Source organism: Solilutibacter tolerans (assembly GCF_900155935.1).
GTDB lineage: Bacteria > Pseudomonadota > Gammaproteobacteria > Xanthomonadales > Xanthomonadaceae > Solilutibacter > Solilutibacter tolerans.
Map to the genome: position 1 here is coordinate 168,963 of NZ_FTLW01000001.1, position 25,133 is coordinate 194,095.

The window sequence follows — 25,133 nt, forward strand, 5'->3', positions numbered from 1 at the left end:
GCCCGCGCCAGCCGCCGGTGCGTAACAGCGGCCGTCAAGGTTATGACGTACGCAAACGCCTGATGTTGGTCGGCGGTGGCTTGGCCCTGTGTGCGGTTGCTTTGGTGGGCCGCGCAGTGAACCTGCAGCTGGTGAACAACGAGTTCTATCAAAAACAGGGCGATGAGCGTTTTCAGCGCGAGGTGGAAGTCGCGACCACGCGCGGCATGATCACCGACCGCAATGGCGAGCCGCTTGCGGTATCGACGCCAGTGGAATCAGTGTGGGTGAATCCGCAAGAGTTGTCGAAATCCCCTGAAGGCATTCGCAAGCTAGCCAAGGCGCTCGGCTTGTCGGAGGATGAGTTGCGTCGCCGCGTATCGCAGAAGGCCGAAAAAGAATTTCTCTGGGTCAAGCGCCGCATCAATCCTGCAATTGCCCAACGCGTGGTGGCGATGGGTATTCCGGGTGTGTATTCGCAGCGTGAGTTTCGTCGCTTCTATCCGCAAGGTGAAGCTTTCGCACACGTGCTGGGCTTCACCAATGTCGATGACTTTGGCCAGGAAGGTGTCGAGTTGGCGCTGGATGAGTGGTTGCGCGGCAAGCCAGGCCTGAAGCGCGTGATCCGCGATAACCGTGGCCGGATCGTCGAGAACGTCGACCTGTTGCGTGCTGCCCAGCCTGGTAAGGATGTGCGACTCACTATCGACCGCCGCATCCAGTACCTGACCTACCGCGAGCTGAAGGCGATGCTCGAGCAGAGCGGCGCCTCCAGTGGCTCAGCCGTTGTGTTGGATGTCGAAACCGGTGAAGTGCTGGCGATGGCCAATCTGCCGTCGTTCAATCCGAACAACGTGGGCTCGGCCAATCGCGAAGCGCATCGCAATCGTGCGTTGACTGATTTGTTCGAGCCCGGCTCCACCATCAAGCCGCTGACGGTTGCCGCGGGCATCGAAAACGGCGTCATCACCGCGCAATCGACATTCAACACCAGCCCTGGCTGGATTGCCAACGGCAAGTACCGCACCACCGATACGCATAACTACGGTGTGCTGGATACGACCGGGTTGATCAAGAAAAGCTCGAACGTGGGCATGTCGCTCATCGCACACAAGCTCAGCAATCAGCAGCTGTACGATTTTTTTCAAAAATTTGGCTTTGGTCAGCGCACGGGAATTGGTTTTCCGGGTGAAGCTGCCGGGTTGTTTTCGCCGCCCGCACGTTGGTACGGCACCACCAAGCAGACGATGTCCTACGGTTATGCGATAAGCGCCACGCCGATGCAGATTGCGCATGCCTACGCCACGCTGGGCAACGATGGCGTGTCGATTCGTCCGACTTTTATCAAGGACGAGCAGGGTGAACGCAAACAGGTGATCACGCCAGATCTTGCACGCACCATCGTGCGGATGATGCAAACGGTGACCGAGCCGGGCGGTACCGCTACGCAGGCCGCGATCTTGGGCTATCACGTGGCCGGCAAGACCGGTACCGCGCGCAAGGCCAGCGGCGGCGGTTATTCGCGTCGTTATGTTTCGTATTTTGCAGGCCTCGTGCCAGTCGCCAATCCGCGCTACGCGATGGTGGTTGCAGTCAATGATCCGAGTCGCGGCTCCTATTACGGCGGCCTGGTGTCGGCACCCGTCTTCCACAATGTGATGGAAGGTGTGTTGCGTTTGCAGGATGTGCCGCCGGATGACATCGACAGCTGGATCGCCGCGCAGTCGAAGGAAATGAAAGGCCAGCCGGTGATCGCGCGTGCGCCTGCAGCAGTGCCTGCGCCAGCTGCGGCTACATTGCCAATGCCGTTGCCAGAGCCGTTGGAGGCTGGTCAATGACCCGCCGCCTCTTGCTCAGTCAATTGCTGCCCGATGTCGCTGGCATTCCGGCCGATCTTGAAATCACGGGCCTAGTGATGGACAGCCGCGCGGTACGTCCGGGCGATGCCTTTGTCGCTATCGCCGGTTTCGGCGCGCACGGCCTGGGTTTTGTCGATCAAGCACGCGAGCGAGGCGCCGTGGCGATCCTGTTTGAGCCGCCTGCGCCCGATGATTTGCCTGCGCCGACCGATGCGATTGCCGTGCCTGGCTTGCGCGCACGTATGGGCGCGATGGCTGACCAATTTCATGGTGTGCCGTCGAAAGCGATGACGATGGTGGGTGTGACCGGCACCAGCGGCAAGACATCCACGGTGCAGCTGGTTGCGCAGGCCTTCGAGAAGATCGGCATACGCACCGGCACCATCGGCACGTTGGGTGTGGGCTTGTATGGTCAGGAGGTCGCCACTGGCTTCACCACGCCGCTGGTGTTGCCCATGCACGAAATGCTGGCGGATCTGCGCGATGCAGGGGCCAAGGCGGTGGCGATGGAAGTCAGTTCGCACGCGCTTGATCAAGGGCGTGTCGATGCGGTGCATTACGACATCGCGGTATTCACCAATCTCACTCGCGATCATCTCGATTACCACGGCGACATGGAAGCGTACGGCGCGGCGAAGGCCAAGTTGTTTTCGCGCCCCGGCTTGCGTGCGGCGGTGATCAATCGTGATGATGTTTTCGGCAATCAACTGCTGAAGTCACTGGCGGCACCGATTCGCGGCATCGGCATTTCCGCATCGGGCAACGTCGATGCCGATATTGCGGCGACCAATATCGTGCTGGATGCGCGAGGTATCGGCTTCGACTTGCGCATCGGTGATCGCGTGCGTCATTTGCAATCGCCATTGCTGGGTCGCTTCAACATCGACAACCTGCTGACGGTCGCTGGCGTGTTGCTGGCGGAGGGACGCGGCTTCGGCGAAATCGTCGACGTGCTTGAGTCCTTGCAGCCCGTTGCAGGTCGAATGAATCGTTTGGGTGGCGATGGTGTGTTGCCGCTCGTGGTCATCGACTACTCGCACAAGCCCGACCCGTTGGAGCAGGCGCTGCAATCCTTGCGTGCCCATCTAAAGGGTGAGCTGACTTGCGTGTTTGGCTGCGGCGGCGACCGTGATCGCGGCAAGCGCCCGCAAATGGCGGCAATCGCTGAAAAATTGAGCGAGCAGGTCATCGTCACCGATGACAATCCGCGCACGGAAGATGGCGATGCCATCGTCGCCGATATCGTTGCCGGATTCGAAAATCCCCATGCGGCGATTGTGTTGCGCGATCGCCGCGCTGCAATCACCCGTGCTATCGGTGATGCGTCTGCGGATGACATCGTCCTGGTGGCGGGCAAGGGGCATGAAACCTATCAGGAGGTCGCTGGCGTCAAGTACGACTTCGACGACATGGCCGTGGCCCGTGAACTATTGGAGGCGCGCACATGAACTCGATGCCGCTTTCCCAGATCGCGAAACTGATCGGTGGCCGCGTCATCGGTGATGGCGATGTCATTATCGAAGGCGTCTCCACCGACACCCGAAAACTTCCGGATGCAGATGGCCGCGCGCTGTTGTTCGTGGCCTTGCGCGGAGAAAATTTCGATGGCCATGCGCATGTGACCGCTGCTGCCGAACGGGGTGCAGCTGCGGCATTGGTGGCGCACGAAGTCGATGCCTCTATTCCGCAGATCGTCGTCGCTGATACAGAGCTGGCCTTGGGCGCGTTGGCGCGTGGCTTGCAACGTGAGCGCGGGACCAAGGTGTTCGCGGTGACCGGTAGCAACGGCAAGACCAGTGTCAAGACATTGCTGTTGTCGATTCTGGAGCAAGCCGGTGGTGCATACGCTAACCCCGGTAATTTCAATAATGAGATCGGCCTGCCGCTGTCTGCGATTGCGGCACCTGAAGATGCACGCTTCGCCGTGTACGAAATGGGCGCGGGCAAGTTGGGCGACATCAAGTACCTGACCGAGATCGTTCGCCCGGACATTGCGTTGGTGAACAACATCGCTCCGGCTCATCTCGAGCGCATGGGCTCGTTGCTTAACGTCGCCGATACCAAGGCGGCAATCTACGACGCGCTGCCTGCGGATGGCGTCGCGGTGATCAATGCCGACGATGCATTCGCCCCATATTTCGCCGAGCGTGCGCACGGTCGCAGCATTCTGCGTTTTGGACTTGAGGCATCAGCTGACGTATTCGCCAGCGATATCAATCTCGATAAAGTGGGTTCACGCTTCCACATGTCCACGCCGGCGGGTGATGTCGATGTTGCACTCGCTCTGCCAGGCCGTCACAACATCAGTAATGCCTTGGCCGCGGCGACCATGTCGCTGGCCGCAGGTATCGACATCGACACAATTCGCGTGGGACTGCAAGCATCGATGCCGGTCTCCGGTCGTGGCGTTGCACGCCGTTTGCGCAGTGGCGCCGAATTGATCGACGACAGTTATAACGCCAACCCGGGCTCGACCCATGCCGCCATCGACACCTTGGCCTCAGGTGGTGGCGAGGCCTGGTTGGTGCTGGGCGACATGCGCGAATTGGGTGCGGATGAAATCGAGTTGCACGCAGAAGTGGGTCGTCGCGCCAAGGCGGCTGGTATTGCCAGGTTGTTCACCTTGGGCGTGTTGTCGGCACATGCCTCGGATGCCTTTGGTGATGGTGCGATGGGCTTCGACAGCCATGAAGCCTTGGCCGAAGCATTGAAGAAGAACATGCACGAGGGTGTACGCGTGTTGGTGAAGGGGTCGCGTGGTAGCGCGATGGATCGCGTGGTTGCCGCGCTGTTGCAAGGGGAGGACACAAATGCTGCTTGAACTCACCCGCTGGTTGGAACAATTGCAAGGCCATTTCGGCTTGTTCCAGTACCTGACATTCCGCGCGATCCTCTCGGCGCTGACCGCACTCGCTCTGTCGTTGTGGTGGGGGCCGCGTGTAATTCGCTATCTGTCGTCGCTCAAAAGCGGTGGACAGCCGATCCGCACCGATGGTCCGCAGTCGCATTTCTCCAAGGCTGGCACGCCCACGATGGGCGGCGCGCTCATCCTGATCACGATTCTTGCCGCCGTCCTGCTGTGGGGCGATCTGCGCAACAAATATGTATGGGTAGTGCTGGCCGTGATGATCGGCTTCGGTGCTATCGGTTGGTGGGATGACTGGATCAAGATCGTCAAGCGCGATCCCAACGGCATGCGTTCGCGTACCAAGTACGCGTTGCAGTCCTTGCTGGGCCTTGCTGCTGGCATCTATCTGTATGCGTATGCCGATGTCCCGGCAGCAACGACGTTCTACGTGCCACTGTTCAAGTCGGTGGCTTTGCCATTGGCCGGCATCGGGTTCGTCGCCATCGCCTATTTCTGGATCGTGGGGTTCTCCAATGCGGTCAACCTCACCGACGGCCTGGATGGCCTTGCGATCATGCCGACGGTGATGGTGGCGTGCGCATTGGGTGTTTTCGCATATGCCTCGGGTCACGCGGAATTCTCCAAGTACTTGCAGATCCCGGCAGTGCCCGGCGCGGGCGAGCTCTTGATCATCTGCACTGCAATTGCCGGCGCGGGTCTTGGCTTCCTGTGGTTCAACACCTATCCCGCGATGGTGTTCATGGGCGACATCGGCGCGCTCGCATTGGGTGCGGTGTTGGGCACGCTGGCGGTGATCGTGCGCCAGGAGTTGGTGCTGGTGATCATGGGCGGCGTGTTCGTGATCGAGACGCTGTCGGTGATGATCCAGGTTGCCAGCTTCAAGCTGACCGGCAAACGCGTGTTCCGGATGGCGCCGATTCACCATCACTTTGAACTGAAGGGCTGGCCGGAGCCGCGCGTGATCGTGCGCTTCTGGATCATCTCGGTGGTGTTGGTCTTGATCGGCCTTGCGACCTTGAAGGTGCGCTGATGGACGGACGCTTCGACACCGCTGCCAGCCGCCAAGCCACGCGCTTCGATGCGATCAAGGGTCGCTTCGATCCGTGGCTGTTGGGTTGCTTCATCGCCTTGGCCGCGTTGGGTCTGGTGATGGTGGCGTCGAGCTCGCTCGCCATCGCGGAAAGCCGTGATCTGGCACCGCTGTATTACTTCAATCGCCATGTGGCCTTTCTTGCTGCTGGCCTGTTGTTGGCATGGATTGCGATGACACGCGGCGACATTCGCCGCATCGAACAGTACAGCCGATTCTTGCCGATCATCGGCATCCTTATCTTGCTATTGGTGCTGGTGCCGGGCTTGGGCCACACGGTGAAGGGTGCGCGTCGCTGGATCAGCCTGGGACCGATCGGCTTCCAGCCTGCAGAAACGGTCAAATTGATCCTGATCGTGTGGCTCGCGAGTTATCTCGCACGTTTTTCGGATGAAGTGAAAGGTACGTGGACGGCGATGTTCAAGGCGTTTGGCGTAGCCTTGGCGTTCTCAGGCATTCTGCTGCTGGTCCATAAGGACTTCGGCACCACCGCGCTGGTGCTGGCGATCACCGCCGGCATGATGGTGCTAGGTGGCGTGCACATGCCGCGCATGGTGTTGCCGGCGCTGGCCGCGGTGCCGTTGCTGGCCTTGATGATCTTGCTGGAGCCCTATCGCGTTGAGCGCATGGTGTCGTTCCGCAATCCGTGGGCTGACCCGTTTGGCAGCGGCTACCAGTTGACCAATGCATTGATGGCCGTGGGGCGCGGTGAATTCGCTGGCGTGGGCCTGGGCGCTTCGGTGCAGAAGCTTTCCTACCTGCCTGAGGCCTACACCGACTTCATCATGGCGGTGATTGCGGAAGAGTTGGGCTTCATCGGCGTGTGCCTTGTCATTGGCCTGTACGCCACGCTGGTTGGCCGCGCATTCTGGATCGGTCTGAAGTGTGTAGAGATGCGTCGTCACTTCGCGGGCTATCTCGCTTTTGGCATTGGTCTGTGGATCGCCCTGCAGGCCTTCGTATCGATCGGCGTGAATCTGGGGCTGCTGCCGACCAAGGGCTTGACGCTTCCGCTGGTGTCCTCGGGTGGCTCTAGCATCTTGGTGACCTGCGTCGGCGTGGGCTTGCTGCTTCGCGTGTCGTGGGAGCTCGAACGCGCGCGTCGCCAAGTGGCTCTGCGTCGTGATGCTGTGACACCAGCATCCGTGGCATCGACTTCTACTGTGACCAACGTGCCGGCTTCGAACGAATCACAAGCAACATCAGCCAAGCCGGTTCGCGAAGCGGCGAATATGGCAGCCGACATGTTGGCAGAAGCGGGCGAGCGCACACGCAGCACCATCGCACGCCTGCTTGATCGTGCGCCGAAAGCCAAGCGGACCGAATCACATCCGCGCCGTGAGCGCATCGAACCTTCGTTCGGAGGCGCATCCGGCCGATGAGCACGAACGCACCCGTGATGATCTTGGCCGGTGGTACCGGCGGCCACATCTTCCCCGGACTCGCGGTGGCTGCTGCGCTTCGTGCGCGTGGCGTTCCGGTGACGTGGTTGGGTGCGGACGGCGGCATGGAGACGCGCTTGGTGCCACAACACGACATCAAGATCGATACCATTGCGGTCAGCGGCGCACGCGGCAAGGGCATAGCCAAATTGTTGCAGCTGCCATTTGCTTTGATCGGCTCAGTGCGCGCGGCAAGCGCGGTGCTCAAGCAGCGACGTCCGCGTGCGGTAGTGAGCTTCGGCGGTTATGCAGCAGGCCCCGGTGGACTGGCGGCGAAATTTGCCGGCATTCCGCTCCTCGTGCATGAACAAAATCGTGCGGCAGGCCTGACTAATCGCGTCTTGTCCAAACTAGCGCGCATCGTAATGACGGGTTTCCCGGATACGTTTGCCGATGAACGCGTGGTCGGTAATCCGGTGCGCGAAGTGATTTCTGCCTTGCCAGTGCGTGGGGCTGCGCCTGTGCAACCAATCAAGTTGCTCGTGCTGGGCGGTAGCCAGGGCGCACGTGCACTTAATCTGGCTGTGCCCAAGGCATTGTCGATGTTGCCAGAGGGCAATTTCATCACGCGTCACCAATGCGGCGAACGAATGCTGGACGAAGCGCGTCGGGCGTACGCCGAAGCCGGGCTGGATGTCGAACCCGAAGCGTTCATCGCCGACATGGCTGCCGCGTATCAATGGGCCGATGTCGTGGTATGTCGCGCCGGTGCACTGACCTTGGCCGAACTTTGCGCGGCAGGTGTGCCGTCGGTACTGGTGCCGTTCCCGCAGGCCGTGGACGATCACCAGACCCGCAACGCCGAATATCTGGTCGAGCGTGATGCGGCGGTGCTAATCCCTCAATCCGATGCGCTGGCCGATTTGCTGCACGCGCAACTGTTGGTCTTCGCCGCCGATCCGCAACGGTTGCAAGTGATGGGGCAGGCCGCGCGCCGCCTTGCCAAACCCGATGCCGCCGAGCGTGTGGCCGACGCCGTGTTGGAGGTGGCGAAATGATCAAGACCGTATTCGAACGTCGCTTGCAAGACCCGGGTGACTTGGCGCGTGCATTCCGCCGCGTCCATTTCGTCGGCATTGGTGGCGTGGGCATGAGCGGCATTGCCGAAGTGCTGTGCACGTTGGGATACGAGGTTTCCGGCTCCGACCGCGCGGACAATGCCGCGACGCGTCGTTTGTCAGCGCTGGGTGCGCGTATCGATCGCGAACATGCGGCAGCCAACGTGTTGGGCGCGGATTGCGTGGTGGTGTCATCGGCGATCAAGGCCGACAACCCGGAGCTGATGGAGGCGCGTGCGCAGCGCATCCCGATCGTGCCGCGCGCCGAGATGTTGGCCGAGTTGATGCGTTTCCGTCGTGGCATCGCCATTGCCGGCACCCACGGCAAGACCACCACCACCTCGCTCACTGCCAGTGTCCTGCACGAAGGCGGCAAGGATCCAACCTTCGTCATTGGCGGCCAATTGCTTGCTGCGGGGGCGAACGCGAAGCTTGGCGATAGCCAGTGGTTGGTGGCCGAGGCGGACGAAAGTGATGGCAGTTTCCTGCGCCTAAATCCATTGATTGCCGTCATCACCAATATCGACGCGGATCACCTGGAAAACTACGATAACGACTTCGCCAAAGTGCAGGCCGCATTCGGTGAGTTCCTCCATCGCCTGCCGTTCTATGGTCTCGCCGTGCTGTGCATCGATGATGCCGAAGTCGCGACCCTAGCCGATGCAACTCCGCGCCACGTGCTGACCTACGGCTTCAGCGAACACGCGGAAGTGCGTGCCGAAAACGTGCGCCAGATCGCCGCGGCCATGCATTACGACCTGTGTCTGCCCGATGGCTCGTGTACGCCTGTCGTTTTGGCGTTGCCAGGTCGCCATAACGTGTTGAACTCGCTGGCCGCCGCCGCTATCGGTTGGCAGTTGGGCATCGCGCCGAACACGATTGCCGCAGCATTGGAAAAGTTTGAAGGCATCGGCCGTCGCTTTAACCAGTTGGCCGAGCTCACGCTGGAGAATGGCGGCACGGTCACCGTGGTCGATGATTACGGTCACCACCCGAAAGAACTCGCCGCGGTGTTTGATGCCGCGCGCGGTGGTTGGCCGGAGCGTCGCTTGGTCGTGGCGTTCCAGCCGCATCGTTACAGCCGCACGCGCGACCAGTTTGATGATTTCGCCGCCGTCTTGTCGGAAGTCGACGCATTGGTGCTGACCGAGGTCTATCCGGCGGGTGAAGCACCGATCGCCGGCGCGGATGGAAAGTCACTTGCCCGCGCGATCCGCACGCGTGGCCGCATCGACCCGGTATTGGTCGGCTCGCCTGCGGATTTGCGCACCGTGCTGCCGGACGTGCTGCGTGATGGTGATTTGCTGTTGCTGATGGGGGCGGGCGATATCGGTGCCGCCGCGCAGCAGATCGCCACCGAAGGCTTCGCGCGCAAGGAGGCGGGCAATGATTGATTCGATGAAAGAAGCACGATTCCCGGCGATGACCGTGACCGATCCGGCGCGCTTCGGTCGCGTGGCCGTATTGCTGGGCGGCACCAGCAGCGAGCGCGAGGTGTCTCTGGATTCGGGGGCGGCGGTGCTCGCTGCCCTGCAATCGCGCGGTGTCGATGCGCATGCGGTGGACGGCATCCCCGCATTGGTCGATGAGATCCGTGCGGGCAAAGTGGATCGCGTGTTCAACATCCTGCATGGCAGCCATGGCGGCGGTGAGGATGGTGTCTTGCAGGGCGTGCTGGACCAATTGGGTGTTCCGTACACTGGCTCCGGCGTGCTGGGCAGTGCCTTGTCGATGGACAAGATCCGCACCAAGCAGGTGTGGATCGCGGAAGGCTTGCCGACGCCGCGTTTCATCCGCATCCCGGCGGGTGGTGACGTTCGTGCGGCTGCCTTCGCGCTTGGGTTCCCGGTCTTCCTGAAGCCGTCGAGCGAAGGCTCGAGCGTCGGCGTAGCGCGCATTCTCGATGAATCCGCGCTGGACGCTGCAGAAAAAATTGCGGGCGAATACGGCGGCGAAATGCTGATGGAGCAGATGGTGCGCGGCGATGAATTCTCCGTGCCCGTCATCGGTGATCGCGCGTTGCCGTCCATCCGCATCGTGCCCAAGGGCGAGTGGTACGACTACCACGCCAAATACATCGCTGATGACACGCAATACATCACGCCGGGCCTGGAAGGCGATGACGAAGCCGAAATTCGCCGCCTTGCCCATGCAGGCTTCGTCTCCGCCGGCTGCAGTGGCTGGGGACGCGTCGACGTGATGCGCGATGTCGAGCGCGGCTTCCAGTTGATCGAAGTCAACACCGCGCCTGGCATGACCAGCCATTCGTTGGTGCCCAAGTCCGCGCGTGTGCTCGGCATCGAATTTGACGAGCTGTGCTGGCGCATCCTTGAGCAAACGATGGGGGAGGGCGATCTCGCGTGAACGCTTTCCTGCGCATCGCCGGCATCCTCCTCGCCATCGCGGTCATCGTGCTGCCGGTGGTTGCCGTCGTGAACGGCTGGATCGGCACGGAACGCTTTCCGCTGACCAAGCTGCGCGTGGCGAGCGATGCCAAGCACGTTGACGATGCCGAACTGCAGAAAGTGCTCGCACCTTTCGCCAAGCAAGGTTTTTTCGCCGTGCGCCTGGACGATGCGCAAGTCGCACTCGCCAATCTGCCTTGGGTGGAAGAAGCCGAAGTCAGCAAGAAGTGGCCGGACGTGCTGGAAGTGCATATCCGCGAACATCGTCCACTGGCTTTGTGGGATGACACGCTGCTGCTGTCCGAGCGCGGTCGCCTGTATCCGCGCAGCGCGATGGGTGAGGCGTTGCCAAAGGGCTTGCCGCAACTGGGCGGTGACGCACGCCGCGTGGCTGAAGTCCTGTCCTTCTACAACCAGTCACGTGAGTTGTTCGCGCCGCTAGGTCTGGGCGTGCGCGAGCTTCGCCAGGACGCACGCGGCAGCTGGTCGCTGCGCCTGTCCGATGGCGCACAAGTAATCGTCGGCCGCCAAGACGCCGAGTCGCGCGTACGTCGCTTTGCCGAACTGCTGCCCAAATTGATCGCGCCGGAAGGCCGCGCCTTGCAGCGCGCCGATCTGCGCTATGCCAATGGTTTCGCTTTGAAGTGGAGCGAAGCCGCATCCCCCACAGTTTTACCCCGGAAAACCGCATGAACCGCAAAGGCGACAAATCCCTGATCGTGGGCCTCGACATCGGCACGTCGAAGGTGACGGCGCTGGTCGGCGAATATTCGCCGGGCATGCCGATCGAGGTGATCGGCATCGGTAGTCATGAATCACGCGGCCTGCGTCGCGGCGTGGTGGTCGACATCGACTCAACCGTGCAATCGATCCAGCGCGCCGTCGAGGAAGCCGAGCTAATGGCTGGCTGCGAGATCCGCTCGGTCTACGCATCGATTTCCGGCAATCACGTGCAATGCCGCAATTCGCAGGGCATGGAGCCGCTGCGCGATGGCGAAGTCACCTACGGCGACATGGAGCGCGCATTGGAAGCGGCCAAGGCCGTGGCGATTCCCTCTGATCAGCGCATCCTGCATGCGATCGCGCGCGAATACGTGCTCGATAGCTCGCAGGAAGGCATCAAAAACCCGGTCGGGATGAGCGGCATTCGTCTGGAAGTGCATGCGCATCTGGTCACCTGTGCGCAATCGGCAGCACAGAACATCACCAAGTGCGTGCAGCGCTGTGGTTTGTCGGTCGATGATTTGATTCTCGCCGCGCTCGCCTCGAGCGAAGCGGTGTTGACCGATGACGAGCGCGAGCTCGGCGTGGTGCTGGTCGATATCGGTGCAGGCACGACGGACATCGCAGTGTTCGTGCAGGGCGCGATCTCGCATACGGCGTCGCTGCCGATTGCCGGCGATCACGTCACCAACGACATCGCCCACATGCTGCGCACGCCGACCCCGGAAGCCGAGCAGATCAAGGTGCGTTACGCCTGCGCGCTGGCGCAGATGGCGACCGCCGAGGAGAGCATCCAGGTGCCGTCGGTCGGTGATCGTCCGCCGCGCCGCCTGCCGCGTCACGCGCTGGCGCAGGCCGTGCAGGGCCGTTACGAGGAAATTTTCGAGATGGTCCAGGCCGAGTTGCGCCGTTCCGGCTTCGAGGAACTGGTGCGCGCCGGCATGGTGCTGACGGGTGGCGGCTCAAAGATGGAAGGCGTGGTCGAACTCGCCGAGGAAATGCTGCAGATGCCGGTGCGGGTGGGCATCCCGCAGCACGTATCAGGTTTGGCCGAAGTGGTCGGCAACCCGGTACATGCGACGGGCGTGGGCTTGCTCCTGATGGGCAGCCGGATGGATCAGCCGCGCAGCGGTCGCACCTTGCTGCCGGGTGGCCGCAGTGGCGGCCCGGAGTGGATTCGGAAATTGAAGGATTGGTACAGCGGGCAGTTCTGAAGTGTGTGTGCGATGACGCCGGATGGCCGGCGTGCAACAAGCGTGGCAAGCGTGAACAACTACAACTAGACCAAAACGCCGGCATGGCGACTGAGCGGGTCCGACTCCCGGATTGACGTCAGACACCGGCCCAACAAAAAGGACATGGACATGGCAACTTTCGAACTAATGGAAAAAATGGCCCCGAACGCCGTCATCAAGGTGGTCGGCGTGGGCGGTGGTGGCGGCAACGCCGTCGCGCACATGGTCAGCAGCCAGGTGGATGGCGTGGAGTTCATCACCGCCAACACCGACTCGCAGGCCATCAAGAACTGCGGCGCCAAGCTGCAGCTGCAACTCGGTAGCAACGTCACCAAGGGCCTGGGTGCAGGCGCGAACCCGGAAGTAGGCCGTCAGGCCGCGCTGGAAGATCGCGAGCGCATCATGGATGCCCTGCAGGGCGCCGACATGGTGTTCATCACCGCGGGCATGGGCGGCGGCACCGGTACGGGCGCTGCTCCGGTGGTGGCGCAGCTGGCCAAGGAGATGGGCATCCTGACCGTGGCCGTTGTGACCAAGCCCTTCCCGTTCGAAGGTCGCCGCCGCATGCAGGTGGCGATGAAGGGTATCGAAGAGCTCTCGCAGCACGTCGATTCGCTCATCACCATCCCCAACGAAAAGCTGATCACCGTGCTTGGCCGCAACGCGACGATGATCCAGGCCTTCCGCGCCGCCAACGACGTGCTGCAGGGCGCGGTGCAGGGCATCGCCGACCTGATCGTGCGTCCGGGCCTGATCAACGTCGACTTTGCCGACGTGCGCACGGTGATGAACGAGATGGGCCTGGCGATGATGGGTACCGGCGCCGCACGCGGCGATGACCGCGCCCAGGCTGCTGCCGAAGCCGCCATCCAGAACCCGTTGCTGGACGATGTGAACTTGAACGGTGCCAACGGCATCCTGGTCAACATCACAGCCGGTCCGGACCTGACCATGGCCGAGTTCGACGAAATCGGTCGCGTGGTCGGCGAATTCGCCGCCGAAGACGCCACCGTGGTCATCGGCACCGCGCTGGATCCGGACATGCAGGACGAGGTCAAGGTCACCGTGGTCGCGACTGGCCTCAACCGCAATGCCGTGCGCCAGCCGGTTCGCAACGACTTTGGCTATGAGCCGGTCCGCAAGCCGCGTCCGCAGATGGAAATCGTGCCGAACGTGCAGGAAGTGAAGCGCGATGGCACGACCGGCCTGCCGATCGATGCCGTCCCGGCCAACACCTTCAATCCGGCCCAGGGTCTGGCTTCGGGCCTGCGCCGTGGTGCGTCCTCGTCTTCGGCGGGCGATTCCGCCGCGCCGCAGGCCGCGGACTTCGGTGGTGCCGATTACCTGGATATCCCGGCGTTCCTGCGCCGCCAGGCTGACTAAGACGACACACCGCCGGCAGGTGACACCTTGCCGGCGGCAAGCGCAACATCCATGTCTGTCCCTTTGCGTCGGGTCGGATGACCCGACGCCTTTCTGGCCGCAAGCCCTGCAGCAGAAGGCTTCCGGCAGCGTTCAGCCGGCAGCGTGATAACCTGCACGGTCGGAAAGTAAAGCCTGTTCAGGATCGCAACCGCCGATGACTCGCCAGCGCACATTGAAGAACGTGATCCGTGCGACCGGTGTGGGTCTGCACAGCGGCGAAAAGGTGTTCCTGACCCTGCGTCCTGCACCCGTCGATACCGGTATCGTGTTCCGCCGCGTTGATCTGGATCCGGTGGTCGAAATCCCCGCGCAAGGTGATCTGGTCACCGAAACCACGCTATGCACCGGCCTGTCCTGTGGCCCGGCCAAGGTGCAGACGGTCGAGCATTTGTTGTCGGCGATGGCGGGCCTAGGCATCGACAACGCCTATGTGGAACTGTCCGCGGCCGAAGTGCCGATCATGGACGGCTCTGCTGGTCCGTTTGTTTTCCTGCTGCAATCTGCTGGCATTGCCGAACAGGACGCGCCCAAGCGCTTCATCCGCATCCTCGGCGAAGTGGAGGTGCGTGAGGGCGACAAATGGGCGCGCTTCACCCCGCACGATGGCTTCCGCCTCGATTTCACCGTCGAGTTCAATCATCCTGCCATTCCGGCGGCGCAATCGAGCGCCAGCGTGGATTTCTCCACCGCCCGCTACATCAAGGAAGTCAGCCGCGCGCGCACTTTCGGCTTCATGCGCGACCTGGAATACATGCGCGAGCGCAACCTGGGCCTGGGCGGCTCGATGGACAACGCCATCGTGCTGGACGAATTCCGCGTTCTGAACGAAGACGGCCTGCGCTACGCCGACGAATTTGTCCGTCACAAGATTCTTGATGCCGTCGGCGACTTGTATCTGGCCGGCCATCCGATCATTGGTGCCTATGAAGGCTTCAAGTCCGGCCACGCGCTGAATAACAAGCTGGTGCGCGCCTTGTTGGCCGAAACCTCTGCCTGGGAACTGGTGAGCTTCGATGACGCCGCCCCTGGCGATATCCCGTCCATGTACATGCCTGCCGGAAATCCCGCGCTCGCCTGAGCAGCCAGTCACAGCTTGAACAAGCCGCGGGGCGATGTCCCCAGCCTGACTGCGCGTTCCGTTTTGTGAAACGCTTATTTAACAAATTCAACGACTTGCACCGTTACCCTACGCATCCCCACGGTGTGGAGGCGGCGTGAAGAGCTGACTCAGTCGTGTTGGCCGAGCAGCTTGATCGCCTCTTCGACGGCGGCACGCGAGGCCGGGGAAGCCGGTTTTTCCGGTGCAGGTCTGGGCAGCATCGCCATCGGTGCCACCTTGATCTCGACACGCTCCACCGTGAGCCCGATGGATCGGGCTGCTTGCAGGATGTCGTCGCTTTGCAGCCGTGCGCGGTTGGCCCAGGCGGCGACATGCGTACGCAAGGACAACCGTCCCTGCGCCACGTTCGCCACGCGAATGTGAGGCGCAAGGGCTACGGGAAGCTTCGACCGCAGCTCGCGGTCCACGGCTTCCAACCACATGGCGCGACGCAAGGTGTCGCCCGCAGGTTCCCGCAGCACGGCATCCAATGCCGGTTGCAAGCCGGCTTGACCGGCAGGGGAATGGGAAGACGAGGAATCAGATTTGGACATGCAAGACAAACTCCAGACGCTGTCACAGCATACGCGCGGCGGCGTCGCCCACGTGCGACGTTTCATCCGTCGCCAGCCGTGGATCGCTTCAGCCTGCTTGCTGGTTGCGGGCGTTTGCAGCGGTGCGGGCGTGATGGGTGTGGTCGATGCGGGAAGCCGTCAGGACTCGGCTAGCCTCAGCCAGCAGGCCGCCCAGCGCGAATTGAACGCGATGGCCGCGCGTCTGGCCGAGTTGCAGGCCGAGACCACGCGCCTCAACGCCTTGGGCCAACGATTGACCCGCGACGCCGAGTTGCCGGAAGGCGAGTTCGACTTCGCCAAGCCGGTCGGCCAGGGCGGTGGCGGCCCGGTCCGCGACATCGCCCCCCACGAGCTTTCCGGCGGCATTGACCAACTCGACGCCGGCCTGCGCAGCTCGGGCACCCAGCTCTCGGCGCTGGAATCGCTGCTGTTCAACCGCCAGCGTGATCGCGCAGCCCTGCCATCGGGCGTGCCGGTGGCCAACAGCTACGTCACCTCCAGCTTCGGCCTGCGCGCCGACCCGTTCGGTGGCGGTGGCCAGTTCCATAAGGGCATCGATTACGCCGCTGACCATGGGGATCCGGTTGTCGCCGTGGCCGATGGTGTGGTGACTTTCGCCGCGGATCGTTCCGGCTATGGCCACACCATCGAGGTGGACCACGGCAACGGTTATGTGACGCGCTACGCGCACAACTCGCGCCTGACTCGCCGCGTGGGCGATCTGGTCCGGGTGGGAGATGAAGTCGCCAAGGCCGGTTCCACGGGCCGCTCCACCGGCGTCCACGTTCATCTGGAAGTCTGGAAGAACGGCGCCTACGTCAATCCGGGCCAGTTCATGGGCAAGAACAAGCCGACTCGCGGATAAGAGGTGAACAGGGGTTGAGACGCTGCCGTCCAGCCTCCACTACAATGAAGAGTTGCCGAAGGGTGCCTTGGCGCCCTTCTTCATTTTCAGCGTCCGCGTGTCTGATCCATCGCGACGCCCAACCGGCCCAACGCATGTTCAACAGCTTGCTCACCCGCATCATCGGCAGTCGCAACGACCGCCTTCTCCGCCAGTTAGACCGAATCGTCGCCAAGACCAATGCACTCGAAGCGCAGATGCAGGCGCTCTCCGATGCCGAGCTGCAAGCCAAGACCGACGAGTTCAAGCGCCGCCACACCGAAGGTGAGTCGCTCGACAAGCTGCTGCCCGAGGCTTTCGCGGTCTGTCGCGAAGCTTCGGTGCGCGTTCTTGGCATGCGCCCGTACGACGTCCAGCTGGTGGGCGGCATGGTGCTGCACATGGGCAAGATCGCCGAGATGCGCACGGGTGAGGGCAAGACCCTGGTCGCGACGCTGCCTGTCTACCTCAATGCGCTGTCCGGCAAGGGCGTGCACGTCGTTACCGTCAACGATTACCTGGCCCGTCGCGACGCTGCGCAGATGGGCAAGCTCTATACCTGGCTGGGCCTCACGGTGGGCGTGGTCTACCCGGGTATGCCGCATTCGGACAAGCATGCGGCCTACGGCGCGGACATCACTTACGCGACCAATAACGAGATCGGCTTCGATTACCTGCGCGACAACATGGCGCTGTCGAAAGACGATCGTTTTCAGCGCGGCCTGAACTTCGCGATCATCGATGAAGTGGACTCGATCCTGATCGATGAAGCACGCACGCCGCTGATCATCTCCGGCCCCACCGATGAAAACCAGGATTTGTACGCGGTGGTCGATGCCATCGTCCCGCAACTTTCGAAGCAGAAGGACGAGAACGCCGACGGCGATTACTGGGTGGATGAAAAGGGCAAGCAGGTCCATCTGTCAGAAGCCGGCATGGAGCATGTGGAGACGCTGCTCCGCCAGGCAGGCGCACTGGGTGAGGACGATGGCCTGTACGGCGCTCACAACATCCACGTCGTGCATCATTTGAATGCCGCGATGCGCGCGCACGCGATCTACCAGCGTGATGTCGATTACATCGTGCGCGATGGTGAAGTGGTCATCGTCGATGAATTCACCGGCCGCACTTTGCCGGGCCGTCGCTGGTCCGATGGCCTGCATCAGGCGGTCGAAGCGAAGGAGCGTGTGCCGGTGCAGCGCGAGAACCAGACGCTGGCCAGCATCACCTTCCAGAACCTGTTCCGCATGTACGGCAAGCTGGCCGGCATGACCGGTACGGCCGATACCGAAGCCTACGAATTCCAGAGCATCTACGGCCTGGAAGTAGTCGTCATCCCGACCCATCGCACCATGGTGCGCAAGGATCATCCGGATCTTGTCTTCCTTAATCGCGCCGGCAAGTTCCGCGCCGTGGCGAGGGAAATCAAAGAATGCTACGACCGTGGACAGCCCGCGCTGGTCGGTACCACGTCGATTGAGGTTTCCGAGCTGCTGTCCGACTTCCTCAATCAGGAAGGTATCCCGCACGAAGTCTTGAACGCCAAGCAGCACGAGCGCGAAGCGATCATCGTTGCGCAAGCCGGTCGCCCGCAGGCGGTGACCATCGCCACCAACATGGCCGGCCGCGGTACCGACATCGTGCTTGGTGGTTCGCTGGAAGCGGAGCTCGCGCAGTTGGAAGCCGAGACCGGCGCGGAAGTCGATGCGGCCACGCGTTCGCGTCTCAAGTCCGAATGGCAGCAGCGGCATGACGCGGTGAAGGCCGCCGGCGGCCTGCACATTATCGGTACCGAACGCCACGAATCCCGCCGCATCGACAACCAGCTGCGTGGCCGTTCCGGCCGCCAAGGTGATCCGGGTTCTTCGCGCTTCTACCTGTCATTGGAAGACAACCTGATGCGCATCTTCGCCGCCGACTGGGTGCAGAAGATGATGGAGCGCATGGGCCTGAAGGAAGACGACATCATCGAGTCGCCGCTGGTCACCAAGCAGATCGCGAATGCGCAGCGCAAGGTGGAAGCGCACAACTTCGACATCCGCAAAAACCTGCTGGATTTCGATGATGTCAATAACGATCAGCGCAAGGTGATCTACCAGCAGCGTGACGAACTGTTGGAAGCCGACAGCATTCAGGACAACATCGACGGTATTCGTGGCGATGTGGTTGCCGCGATGGTGGATCGCTTCGTGCCGCCGAATTCCATCGACGACCAATGGGACCTGCAAGGCCTAGCGGCCGAGTTGTCTACCGAGTTCGGTGTCGAGCTGCCCTTGGTTGAGATGCACAAGACGCGCAACGAGTGGGACGCGGAGCAAGTGGCCGAAGAAGTGCAACAGGCGGTCGACAAACTCTTCGCCGACAAGGAAGCGCAGGTGGGCGGCGAGACCATGCGCATGCTGGAGAAGCATTTGATGCTCAACGTGCTGGACCAGAACTGGAAAGAGCACCTCGCACGCATGGATTACCTGCGTCAGGGCATCCATCTGCGTGGTTACGCGCAGAAGCAGCCGAAGCAGGAATACAAGAAGGAAGCCTTCGAGCTGTTCTCGGAGATGCTGGATACGGTCAAGCGAGAGGTCACCACGTTGCTCGCCCGCGTGCGCGTGCGCAGCCAGGAAGAGATCGATGCGATCGAGGCTGAGGAGCGCCGCCTAGCCGAGCGCATGCAGCAGCAGATGCAGTTCCAGCACCCGAACATGGGTGGCTACGGCGCCGATGAGGAAGGCGCGGATCAACTGGGCGCGACCGACTTTGCCGATGGCCAAGCCGCGATGTCCAAGGTGGGCCGCAACGATCCTTGCCCCTGTGGTTCGGGCAAGAAGTACAAGCAATGCCACGGCCAGTTGGCCTGACCTGTTGCTTCTGAAGCATGCAAAACGGCGTCGGTAATCCCGGCGCCGTTTGCGTTTGGGCGTGATCGTGGGAAGCTGTAGACCCCCATCCCGCTCAATCTGCTTGTCGAAGCCAGCCGAAATCCCTGACAACACGCCGCCTATCCATGTCATGGCTGGCGTGGTCACCGACGTGCGCGGCCGGGTGCTGCTGGCGCGGCGCACGCAAGGGCGAGATCTGGCAGGCTTGTGGGAGTTCCCGGGCGGCAAGGTCGATCCGGGCGAAACGCCTGAAGAGGCACTCGCACGCGAGCTGCAGGAGGAGCTGGGCATTGATGCCGACATTGGCGAGCCGCTGATCCGCGTCCCGCAACAAATGCCGCACAAACGCATCGTGTTGGACGTGCGTCATGTGCCAACGCACCGCGGTCACCCGCGTGGTCTGGATGGGCAGGCGCTGGCGTGGGTGCCGCGCGACAAGCTGCCGCGCTATGCCATGCCGCCGGCGGACCGCCCGGTGGTGGCCGCGCTGTTGCAAGCAGAACGCTATCTGGTGACGCCATCGCCTTATGACATGAGCGATGACGCCTGGCTGGCCGCACTCGATGCCGCGCTCGCCACCGGCATTCGCCGTGTGCAGCTGCGCGCACCGGACGTAGGGCAGGGGCGTTGGCGCACACTGGCGGCTGAGGCCGTGGCGCGTTGTCGCATACGCCGCGCCGAGATATTGATCAATGGCGATGAAGCCTTGGCAATGACTTACGGCGTGGGCCTGCACCTGCGCGCGGAGCAACTCAAGAAGCGGCGCAAGCGTGACTTCCCGGACGACCTGCGTCTGGCGGCATCCTGCCACGATGCACATGACCTGAAGCGCGCGGAGATGGTGGGATGCGACTTCGTTGTCTTGGGCGCGGTGAACGAAACCGCCAGCCACCCCGGTCAGCCTGGCATGGGGTGGGCGCGCTTTGCCGCGCTGCGCGAATGCACGTCCTTGCCCATTTATGCGATTGGTGGACTGGGCATGGATGCGATGGCAGACGCGCGCCAGCAGGGTGCGCAGGGTATCGCGGCCATTCGTGCGCTATGGCCGCAGGGGCCATCACAAAGCTGATCAGCCCGCGGCTTCGGCTGCCAAGCGTTGGTAGAAACGACATAGCTCAGCTATGCGTGAGCGCAGGGTATCGAGCGTGTCTTCATTGCACACAACGTCGTCCGCGATTGCGAGTCGATCTTCGCGTGAAGCTTGCGCGGCAATCATCTGCTGGGCCAGTTCGGCATCGATGCCATCGCGTGCCATCAATCGTGCCCGCTGCGTTTCAGGTGCGACATCGATGACCAGTATCCGGTCCAGCCACGGATAGGCATCCCGACCACCGCCTTCGGTCAAGAGCGGAATCGATGCGATGGCGATATCCCCGGGTGCGGCAGCGGTGCGGGCTTCCAGTTCGGCGCGAATGCGCGGGTGCAGGATTGACTCCAGCGCAGTCTTGTCCGCAGGGTGGGCGAAGATGCGTCCGCGCAGGGACGCGCGATCCAGACGGCCATCGTCCCCTAATACATCGGTGCCGAAATGCGCGACGACTTCGGCCAGCGCGGCTTGCCCGGGTTCGACCAGCTCGCGCGCGATCACGTCGGCATCGGCGATGACAACACCCAGCCCGGCGAAGGCCGCATCCGCCGCACTCTTGCCCGAAGCGATGCCGCCGGTCAGCCCGACCCGGAACTGCGCCATCGATCAGCCGCCCATCCCGGTCAGCTGCATGTAGCGACCGACCAGCTCATCGCCCCACATGAAGACGATCCAGCCCGCAATGGCGAGATAAGGGCCAAAGGGCAGGGGCGTGGCTTTGTCGCGCCCTTTCATTGCGAGCCAAATGGAGCCGATGATCGCGCCGACCAGCGACGAGAACAGGATCGTCGGCAGGATGCCTTTCAGCCCGCACCAGGCGCCGATGGCCGCCAATAGCTTGAAGTCGCCATGGCCCATGCCTTCTTTGCCGGTCAGTTGCTTGAACAGCCACCACACCAGCCACAGGCTGCCATAGCCGACCATCGCCCCCGCCAGCGCCGTCTTGGGGCCGACGAAGAGGTTCTCGTGCGCAGCGATAAAGCCCAGCCACATCAGTGGCAATGTGAGCGAGTCGGGCAATAGCTGCGTGCGGAAATCGATGCCCGAGGCCGCGACCAAGAACCAGGTGAACAGCACTGCGCCGAAACCCTGCCAGCCAAAGCCAAAGCGCCAAACGCAGGCAAGTGTGAGGAGCATGGTGATGAACTCCACCAACGGATACTGCAGGGAGATCTTCGCGCCGCAGTGACGGCACTTGCCGCCCTGTATCGCCCAGCTGATCAGCGGGATGTTCTCGTACCAACGCAGGCGTGTCTTGCAGTGCGGGCAATGCGAAGGCTCTATAGCGATCCCCGGCGGTGGCGGATCATAGATCTCCGGCTGCTCAAGGATCTCTCGCGCATCGCGCTTCCAGCGCCACTCCATCCGCTTGGGCAGGCGCAGGATGACCACGTTGAGGAAGCTGCCGACCACCAGGCCAAGCGCTGCCGCCACTGGGTAGCCCAGCGCGGGGTTCTGATCGAGAAAAGCCATGCCTCAGCCTACGACCGAGGCCAGCTTGAAGATCGGCAGATACATGCCGATGACCATGCTGCCCACCAATACGCCGATGATGACCATGACGAACGGCTCGATCAGGCTGGAGAGCGCATCGACCGAGTTATTGACCTCTTGTTCGAAGAACTCGGCGACCTTCATCAACATCGCGTCCAAGGCGCCGGCCTCTTCGCCGATGGCGGTCATCTGCACCACCATGTGGGGAAACAGGTTGACCTGCTTCATCGCCATATTCACCTGGTAGCCGACGGCTACATCGTCACGAATGCGCAACACTGCTTTTTCGTACACGCTGTTGCCAGTGGCGCCTGCCACGGTGGCGAGGGCCTCCACCAACGGCACGCCTGCCGCAAAAGTGACGCCAAGTGTTCGGGCGAAGCGTGCGACGGCTGAGTTGTGCATGATCTGCCCAATGATCGGCAGCCTGAGCACCATCCTGTCCAGAAAATGTTGGAATTTCAGGGAACGCTTGTAGAAAAAGACGAAAGCGACGATCGCGCCAAGCACAACACCCAGAACAACCCACCACCAAGAAACCATGAAACGACTGGCGGAAACAATCAGTTGTGTGAACGCCGGTAGTTCAGCACCAAATCCTTTGAAGACATCTTCGAACTGAGGCACTACGAATACCAGCATGATCGCGCTAACAAGGATGGCGACGGCGATGACCATGGCAGGGTAAAACAAGGCTTTCTTGATCTTGCCCTTAAGTGTTTCGATATTTTCCTTGTAGCTGGCAATGGTCTCCAGAACTGTTTCCAGTACACCAGCGCTTTCGCCTGCTTTCACCAGATTACGGTAAAGCTCGTCGAACTGGACTGGGAATTTACTCATGCCTTCGTAGATGGATGAGCCGCCCGCGATGTCTGCCCGAAGATCGTTCACCATGTTCGCCATGCGCGGGTTTTTTTGCCCGCTACCAATGATCTCCAGTGCTTGAACGATCGGCACACCGGACTTCATCATCGTCGCCAGTTGGCGACTGAAGATGGCGATTTCCTTCGCCGATATTTTCTTGCCTGCGGCCCCAAACAAAGGTTTGCTCTTGGGGCGTACTTGGGTGGCATTGATGCCCTGACGACGTAGCTCTGCGCGCAACAATGCCTCAGTCTTGGCTTGCTGTTCGCCCTTCATCACGATGCCGCGTTTATCCGTGCCCTTCCAGGTGAAGATCGGCATCGGGGCCTGCTGAACCCCGCGTGTTGCGGCGGTTGGGCGTGAGATGGCGGAGCGAGTGGCCGACATGGCTTAGTCCTTGGTAACGCGGTTGATTTCGGTCAGGCTGGTAATGCCCTGCCTGACCTTCTCCAGAGCGGATTGGCGCAAGTCGTTGACCCCCGACCGCTGTGCGGCCTCGGCGATTTGCAGAGCGCTACCCCCCTCGAGCACGATCGTCTGGATTTCTTCAGTCATAGGCATGACCTGATAGATACCCGTCCGCCCTTTATACCCTTCCGTGCATTCGCTGCAACCTTGAGCCTCGTAAACTTTGAGGCCGGAGGCGATTTCCGCCACGCTGAAGCCTTCAGCGGTGAGGGCATGCTCGGGCAGTTTGGCCTCCTGTTTGCACTTGGGGCAAAGCCGCCGGGCCAGGCGCTGGGCAATCACCAAGGTCACCGAGCTGGTGATGTTGAACGGAGCGACGCCCATGTTCATCAGACGCGCGATAGTCTGCGGGGCATCATTGGTATGCAAAGTGGAAAGCACCATGTGGCCGGTTTGGGCCGCCTTGATGCCGATCTCCGCCGTTTCCAAGTCACGAATTTCGCCGACCATGATGATGTCCGGGTCCTGACGCAAAAAGCTGCGCAAGGCCGCCGCGAAGGTCATGCCGGTCTTGGTGTTCTGCTGGACCTGGTTGACGCCCGGCAAGCGGATTTCCACCGGGTCCTCCACCGTGGAAATGTTACGGGTGTCGTCGTTGAGGATGCCGAGTGCGGTGTACAAAGACACCGTCTTGCCCGAGCCGGTCGGTCCAGTGACCAGCACCATGCCATACGGTTTATGGATGGCATCTAGGAACAGCTTCTGTTGATCCTCTTCGTAGCCCAGTTTCTCGATACCCAGCTTGGCTGCGCCACCATCCAAGATGCGGAGCACGATTTTTTCGCCAAACAGGGTGGGCAGCGTGCTGACGCGAAAGTCCATCTGTTTGGTCTTGGACAAATTCAGCTTGATGCGACCGTCCTGCGGGATGCGCTTCTCGGCGATATCCAGCTGCGCCATCACTTTCAAACGGGCGGCAATGCGGGCGTGCATTTTGTTGGCCATCTTGGACACGCTACGCAGCACGCCATCGATGCGCAGACGCACCCGATAGTTTTCTTCGTACGGCTCGAAGTGGATATCCGATGCGCCGCGGCGAATCGCGTCGATCAGAATCTTGTTGATGAACTTGACGACCGGCGTGTCGTCCTCGCTCTTGGCATCAATCCCTTTGTCACCATTGTCGGCTGAGTCGTCGGCAACTTCGAGGGTGCCTAGATCATCGCCACCACCTAGGAGGTCGCTGAGGTTGTCGCCGGTGGATTGCCAGATCTCCAAGGTTCTTTGTAGGGTATCGGCATCAACCAGGATGGGCTCGACGGCCATATTGGTCTGGAACTTGATCTCATCCATGCCTTGAAGATTGGCAGGGTCCGAGGTGCCGATGAACAGGCGATTCCCACGTTTGAACAGTGGTAACACTTTGTGCTTATGCACCAGCTCTTCAGAAACCAGCCGGAGGGTATCCGGTTGTGGCGGCATGGTGGTGGGATCGAGGACAGGTAGGCCAAACTCGACCGCATTGGCAGCCGTCAGCTGTGCAGCGGTGATCAGCTTTTCATCCAGCAACCACTGAGCGATGGGGCGGCGCGCCTTGGTCGCGGCCTCTTGCGCGGCGCGAGCTGTTTCTGCGTCCAGCGCGCCATCCATGGCCAGCCGACGTGTGATGCCGGTAATACCGATGAGGTTTTGATGGATGGCAGCGTTCATAGGTGGCGTGTGTCGTGGCAGGACATGACTTTAGCGCAGAGCCTACAACTAT

The 25,133-nt window shown here is 61.7% G+C and carries 20 protein-coding genes; 15 read left to right on the forward strand and 5 right to left on the reverse strand.

Going from position 1 to position 25,133, the window contains the following annotated elements; genetic code table 11:
* The first annotated feature begins 62 nt into the window (after window positions 1-62).
* The 12 genes from BW989_RS00830 to lpxC all read left to right on the forward strand — a co-directional run bounded on the left by BW989_RS00830 (window position 63) and on the right by lpxC (window position 15,163).
* Complete coding sequence (locus tag BW989_RS00830; RefSeq protein ID WP_484587431.1) at window positions 63-1,817, forward strand: peptidoglycan D,D-transpeptidase FtsI family protein; 1,755 nt, start codon at window positions 63-65, stop codon at window positions 1,815-1,817.
* Window positions 1,814-3,286, forward strand: a complete 1,473-nt coding sequence (locus BW989_RS00835; RefSeq protein WP_076584621.1) for a UDP-N-acetylmuramoyl-L-alanyl-D-glutamate--2,6-diaminopimelate ligase — start codon at window positions 1,814-1,816, stop codon at window positions 3,284-3,286. Before BW989_RS00830 ends, BW989_RS00835 begins: the two co-directional genes overlap by 4 nt.
* Window positions 3,283-4,659, forward strand: a complete 1,377-nt coding sequence (locus BW989_RS00840; RefSeq protein WP_076584622.1) for a UDP-N-acetylmuramoyl-tripeptide--D-alanyl-D-alanine ligase — start codon at window positions 3,283-3,285, stop codon at window positions 4,657-4,659. Before BW989_RS00835 ends, BW989_RS00840 begins: the two co-directional genes overlap by 4 nt.
* Window positions 4,649-5,737 (forward strand): phospho-N-acetylmuramoyl-pentapeptide-transferase, encoded by a 1,089-nt coding sequence (gene mraY / locus BW989_RS00845; RefSeq protein ID WP_076584623.1) that lies wholly within the window; start codon window positions 4,649-4,651, stop codon window positions 5,735-5,737. The genes BW989_RS00840 and mraY overlap by 11 nt, the downstream gene beginning before the upstream one ends.
* Window positions 5,737-7,179: a putative lipid II flippase FtsW gene (ftsW, locus tag BW989_RS00850; protein ID WP_076584624.1), complete on the forward strand. Its 1,443-nt coding sequence runs from the start codon at window positions 5,737-5,739 to the stop codon at window positions 7,177-7,179. Before mraY ends, ftsW begins: the two co-directional genes overlap by 1 nt.
* A 17-nt stretch (window positions 7,180-7,196) precedes the next feature.
* Complete coding sequence (murG, locus tag BW989_RS00855; protein WP_425476633.1) at window positions 7,197-8,237, forward strand: undecaprenyldiphospho-muramoylpentapeptide beta-N-acetylglucosaminyltransferase; 1,041 nt, start codon at window positions 7,197-7,199, stop codon at window positions 8,235-8,237.
* On the forward strand, window positions 8,234-9,691 hold the full coding sequence (gene murC, locus BW989_RS00860; RefSeq protein ID WP_076584626.1) for a UDP-N-acetylmuramate--L-alanine ligase: 1,458 nt from the start codon (window positions 8,234-8,236) through the stop codon (window positions 9,689-9,691). Before murG ends, murC begins: the two co-directional genes overlap by 4 nt.
* A 4-nt stretch (window positions 9,692-9,695) precedes the next feature.
* On the forward strand, window positions 9,696-10,661 hold the full coding sequence (locus BW989_RS00865; RefSeq protein ID WP_076585221.1) for a D-alanine--D-alanine ligase: 966 nt from the start codon (window positions 9,696-9,698) through the stop codon (window positions 10,659-10,661).
* Window positions 10,658-11,395, forward strand: a complete 738-nt coding sequence (locus BW989_RS00870) for a cell division protein FtsQ/DivIB (RefSeq protein WP_076584627.1) — start codon at window positions 10,658-10,660, stop codon at window positions 11,393-11,395. Before BW989_RS00865 ends, BW989_RS00870 begins: the two co-directional genes overlap by 4 nt.
* Window positions 11,392-12,639 (forward strand): cell division protein FtsA, encoded by a 1,248-nt coding sequence (ftsA, locus tag BW989_RS00875; protein ID WP_076584628.1) that lies wholly within the window; start codon window positions 11,392-11,394, stop codon window positions 12,637-12,639. The genes BW989_RS00870 and ftsA overlap by 4 nt, the downstream gene beginning before the upstream one ends.
* Window positions 12,640-12,789: 150 nt before the next feature.
* Window positions 12,790-14,043: a cell division protein FtsZ gene (ftsZ, locus tag BW989_RS00880; RefSeq protein WP_076585223.1), complete on the forward strand. Its 1,254-nt coding sequence runs from the start codon at window positions 12,790-12,792 to the stop codon at window positions 14,041-14,043.
* Window positions 14,044-14,239: 196 nt separating this feature from the next.
* Window positions 14,240-15,163 carry a UDP-3-O-acyl-N-acetylglucosamine deacetylase gene (lpxC, locus tag BW989_RS00885; RefSeq protein ID WP_076584629.1) on the forward strand — a complete coding sequence of 308 codons (924 nt, stop codon included), beginning with the start codon at window positions 14,240-14,242 and terminating at the stop codon, window positions 15,161-15,163.
* A 149-nt stretch (window positions 15,164-15,312) separates the two neighbouring features.
* On the opposite strand, the gene BW989_RS00890 is transcribed toward lpxC, so the two are convergent.
* Window positions 15,313-15,738 (reverse strand): DciA family protein, encoded by a 426-nt coding sequence (locus BW989_RS00890; RefSeq protein ID WP_165688532.1) that lies wholly within the window; start codon window positions 15,736-15,738, stop codon window positions 15,313-15,315.
* Between BW989_RS00890 and BW989_RS00895 the strand changes: the two genes are divergently transcribed.
* From BW989_RS00895 to BW989_RS00905, 3 genes are all read left to right on the forward strand, one after another.
* On the forward strand, window positions 15,737-16,624 hold the full coding sequence (locus BW989_RS00895) for a M23 family metallopeptidase (RefSeq protein WP_083688084.1): 888 nt from the start codon (window positions 15,737-15,739) through the stop codon (window positions 16,622-16,624). The genes BW989_RS00890 and BW989_RS00895 overlap by 2 nt on opposite strands.
* Window positions 16,625-16,758: 134 nt before the next feature.
* Window positions 16,759-19,497: a preprotein translocase subunit SecA gene (gene secA, locus BW989_RS00900; protein WP_076584631.1), complete on the forward strand. Its 2,739-nt coding sequence runs from the start codon at window positions 16,759-16,761 to the stop codon at window positions 19,495-19,497.
* A 121-nt stretch (window positions 19,498-19,618) separates the two neighbouring features.
* Complete coding sequence (locus tag BW989_RS00905; protein ID WP_076585226.1) at window positions 19,619-20,587, forward strand: Nudix family hydrolase; 969 nt, start codon at window positions 19,619-19,621, stop codon at window positions 20,585-20,587.
* Here the strand turns inward: BW989_RS00905 and coaE are convergent, their stop codons facing one another.
* The 4 genes from coaE to pilB are packed head-to-tail and all read right to left on the reverse strand — an operon-like array spanning window position 20,588 to window position 25,081.
* The gene (gene coaE, locus BW989_RS00910) at window positions 20,588-21,208 is read right to left on the reverse strand and encodes a dephospho-CoA kinase (protein WP_076584632.1); all 621 of its coding nucleotides are present in this window, start codon (window positions 21,206-21,208) and stop codon (window positions 20,588-20,590) included.
* 3 nt (window positions 21,209-21,211) lie between these two features.
* Window positions 21,212-22,078, reverse strand: a complete 867-nt coding sequence (locus BW989_RS00915; protein ID WP_076584633.1) for a prepilin peptidase — start codon at window positions 22,076-22,078, stop codon at window positions 21,212-21,214.
* A gap of 3 nt (window positions 22,079-22,081) precedes the next feature.
* Window positions 22,082-23,350 (reverse strand): type II secretion system F family protein, encoded by a 1,269-nt coding sequence (locus BW989_RS00920; RefSeq protein ID WP_076584634.1) that lies wholly within the window; start codon window positions 23,348-23,350, stop codon window positions 22,082-22,084.
* Window positions 23,351-23,353: 3 nt separating this feature from the next.
* Window positions 23,354-25,081: a type IV-A pilus assembly ATPase PilB gene (gene pilB, locus BW989_RS00925; protein ID WP_076584635.1), complete on the reverse strand. Its 1,728-nt coding sequence runs from the start codon at window positions 25,079-25,081 to the stop codon at window positions 23,354-23,356.
* Between the last annotated feature and the right edge of the window lie 52 nt (window positions 25,082-25,133).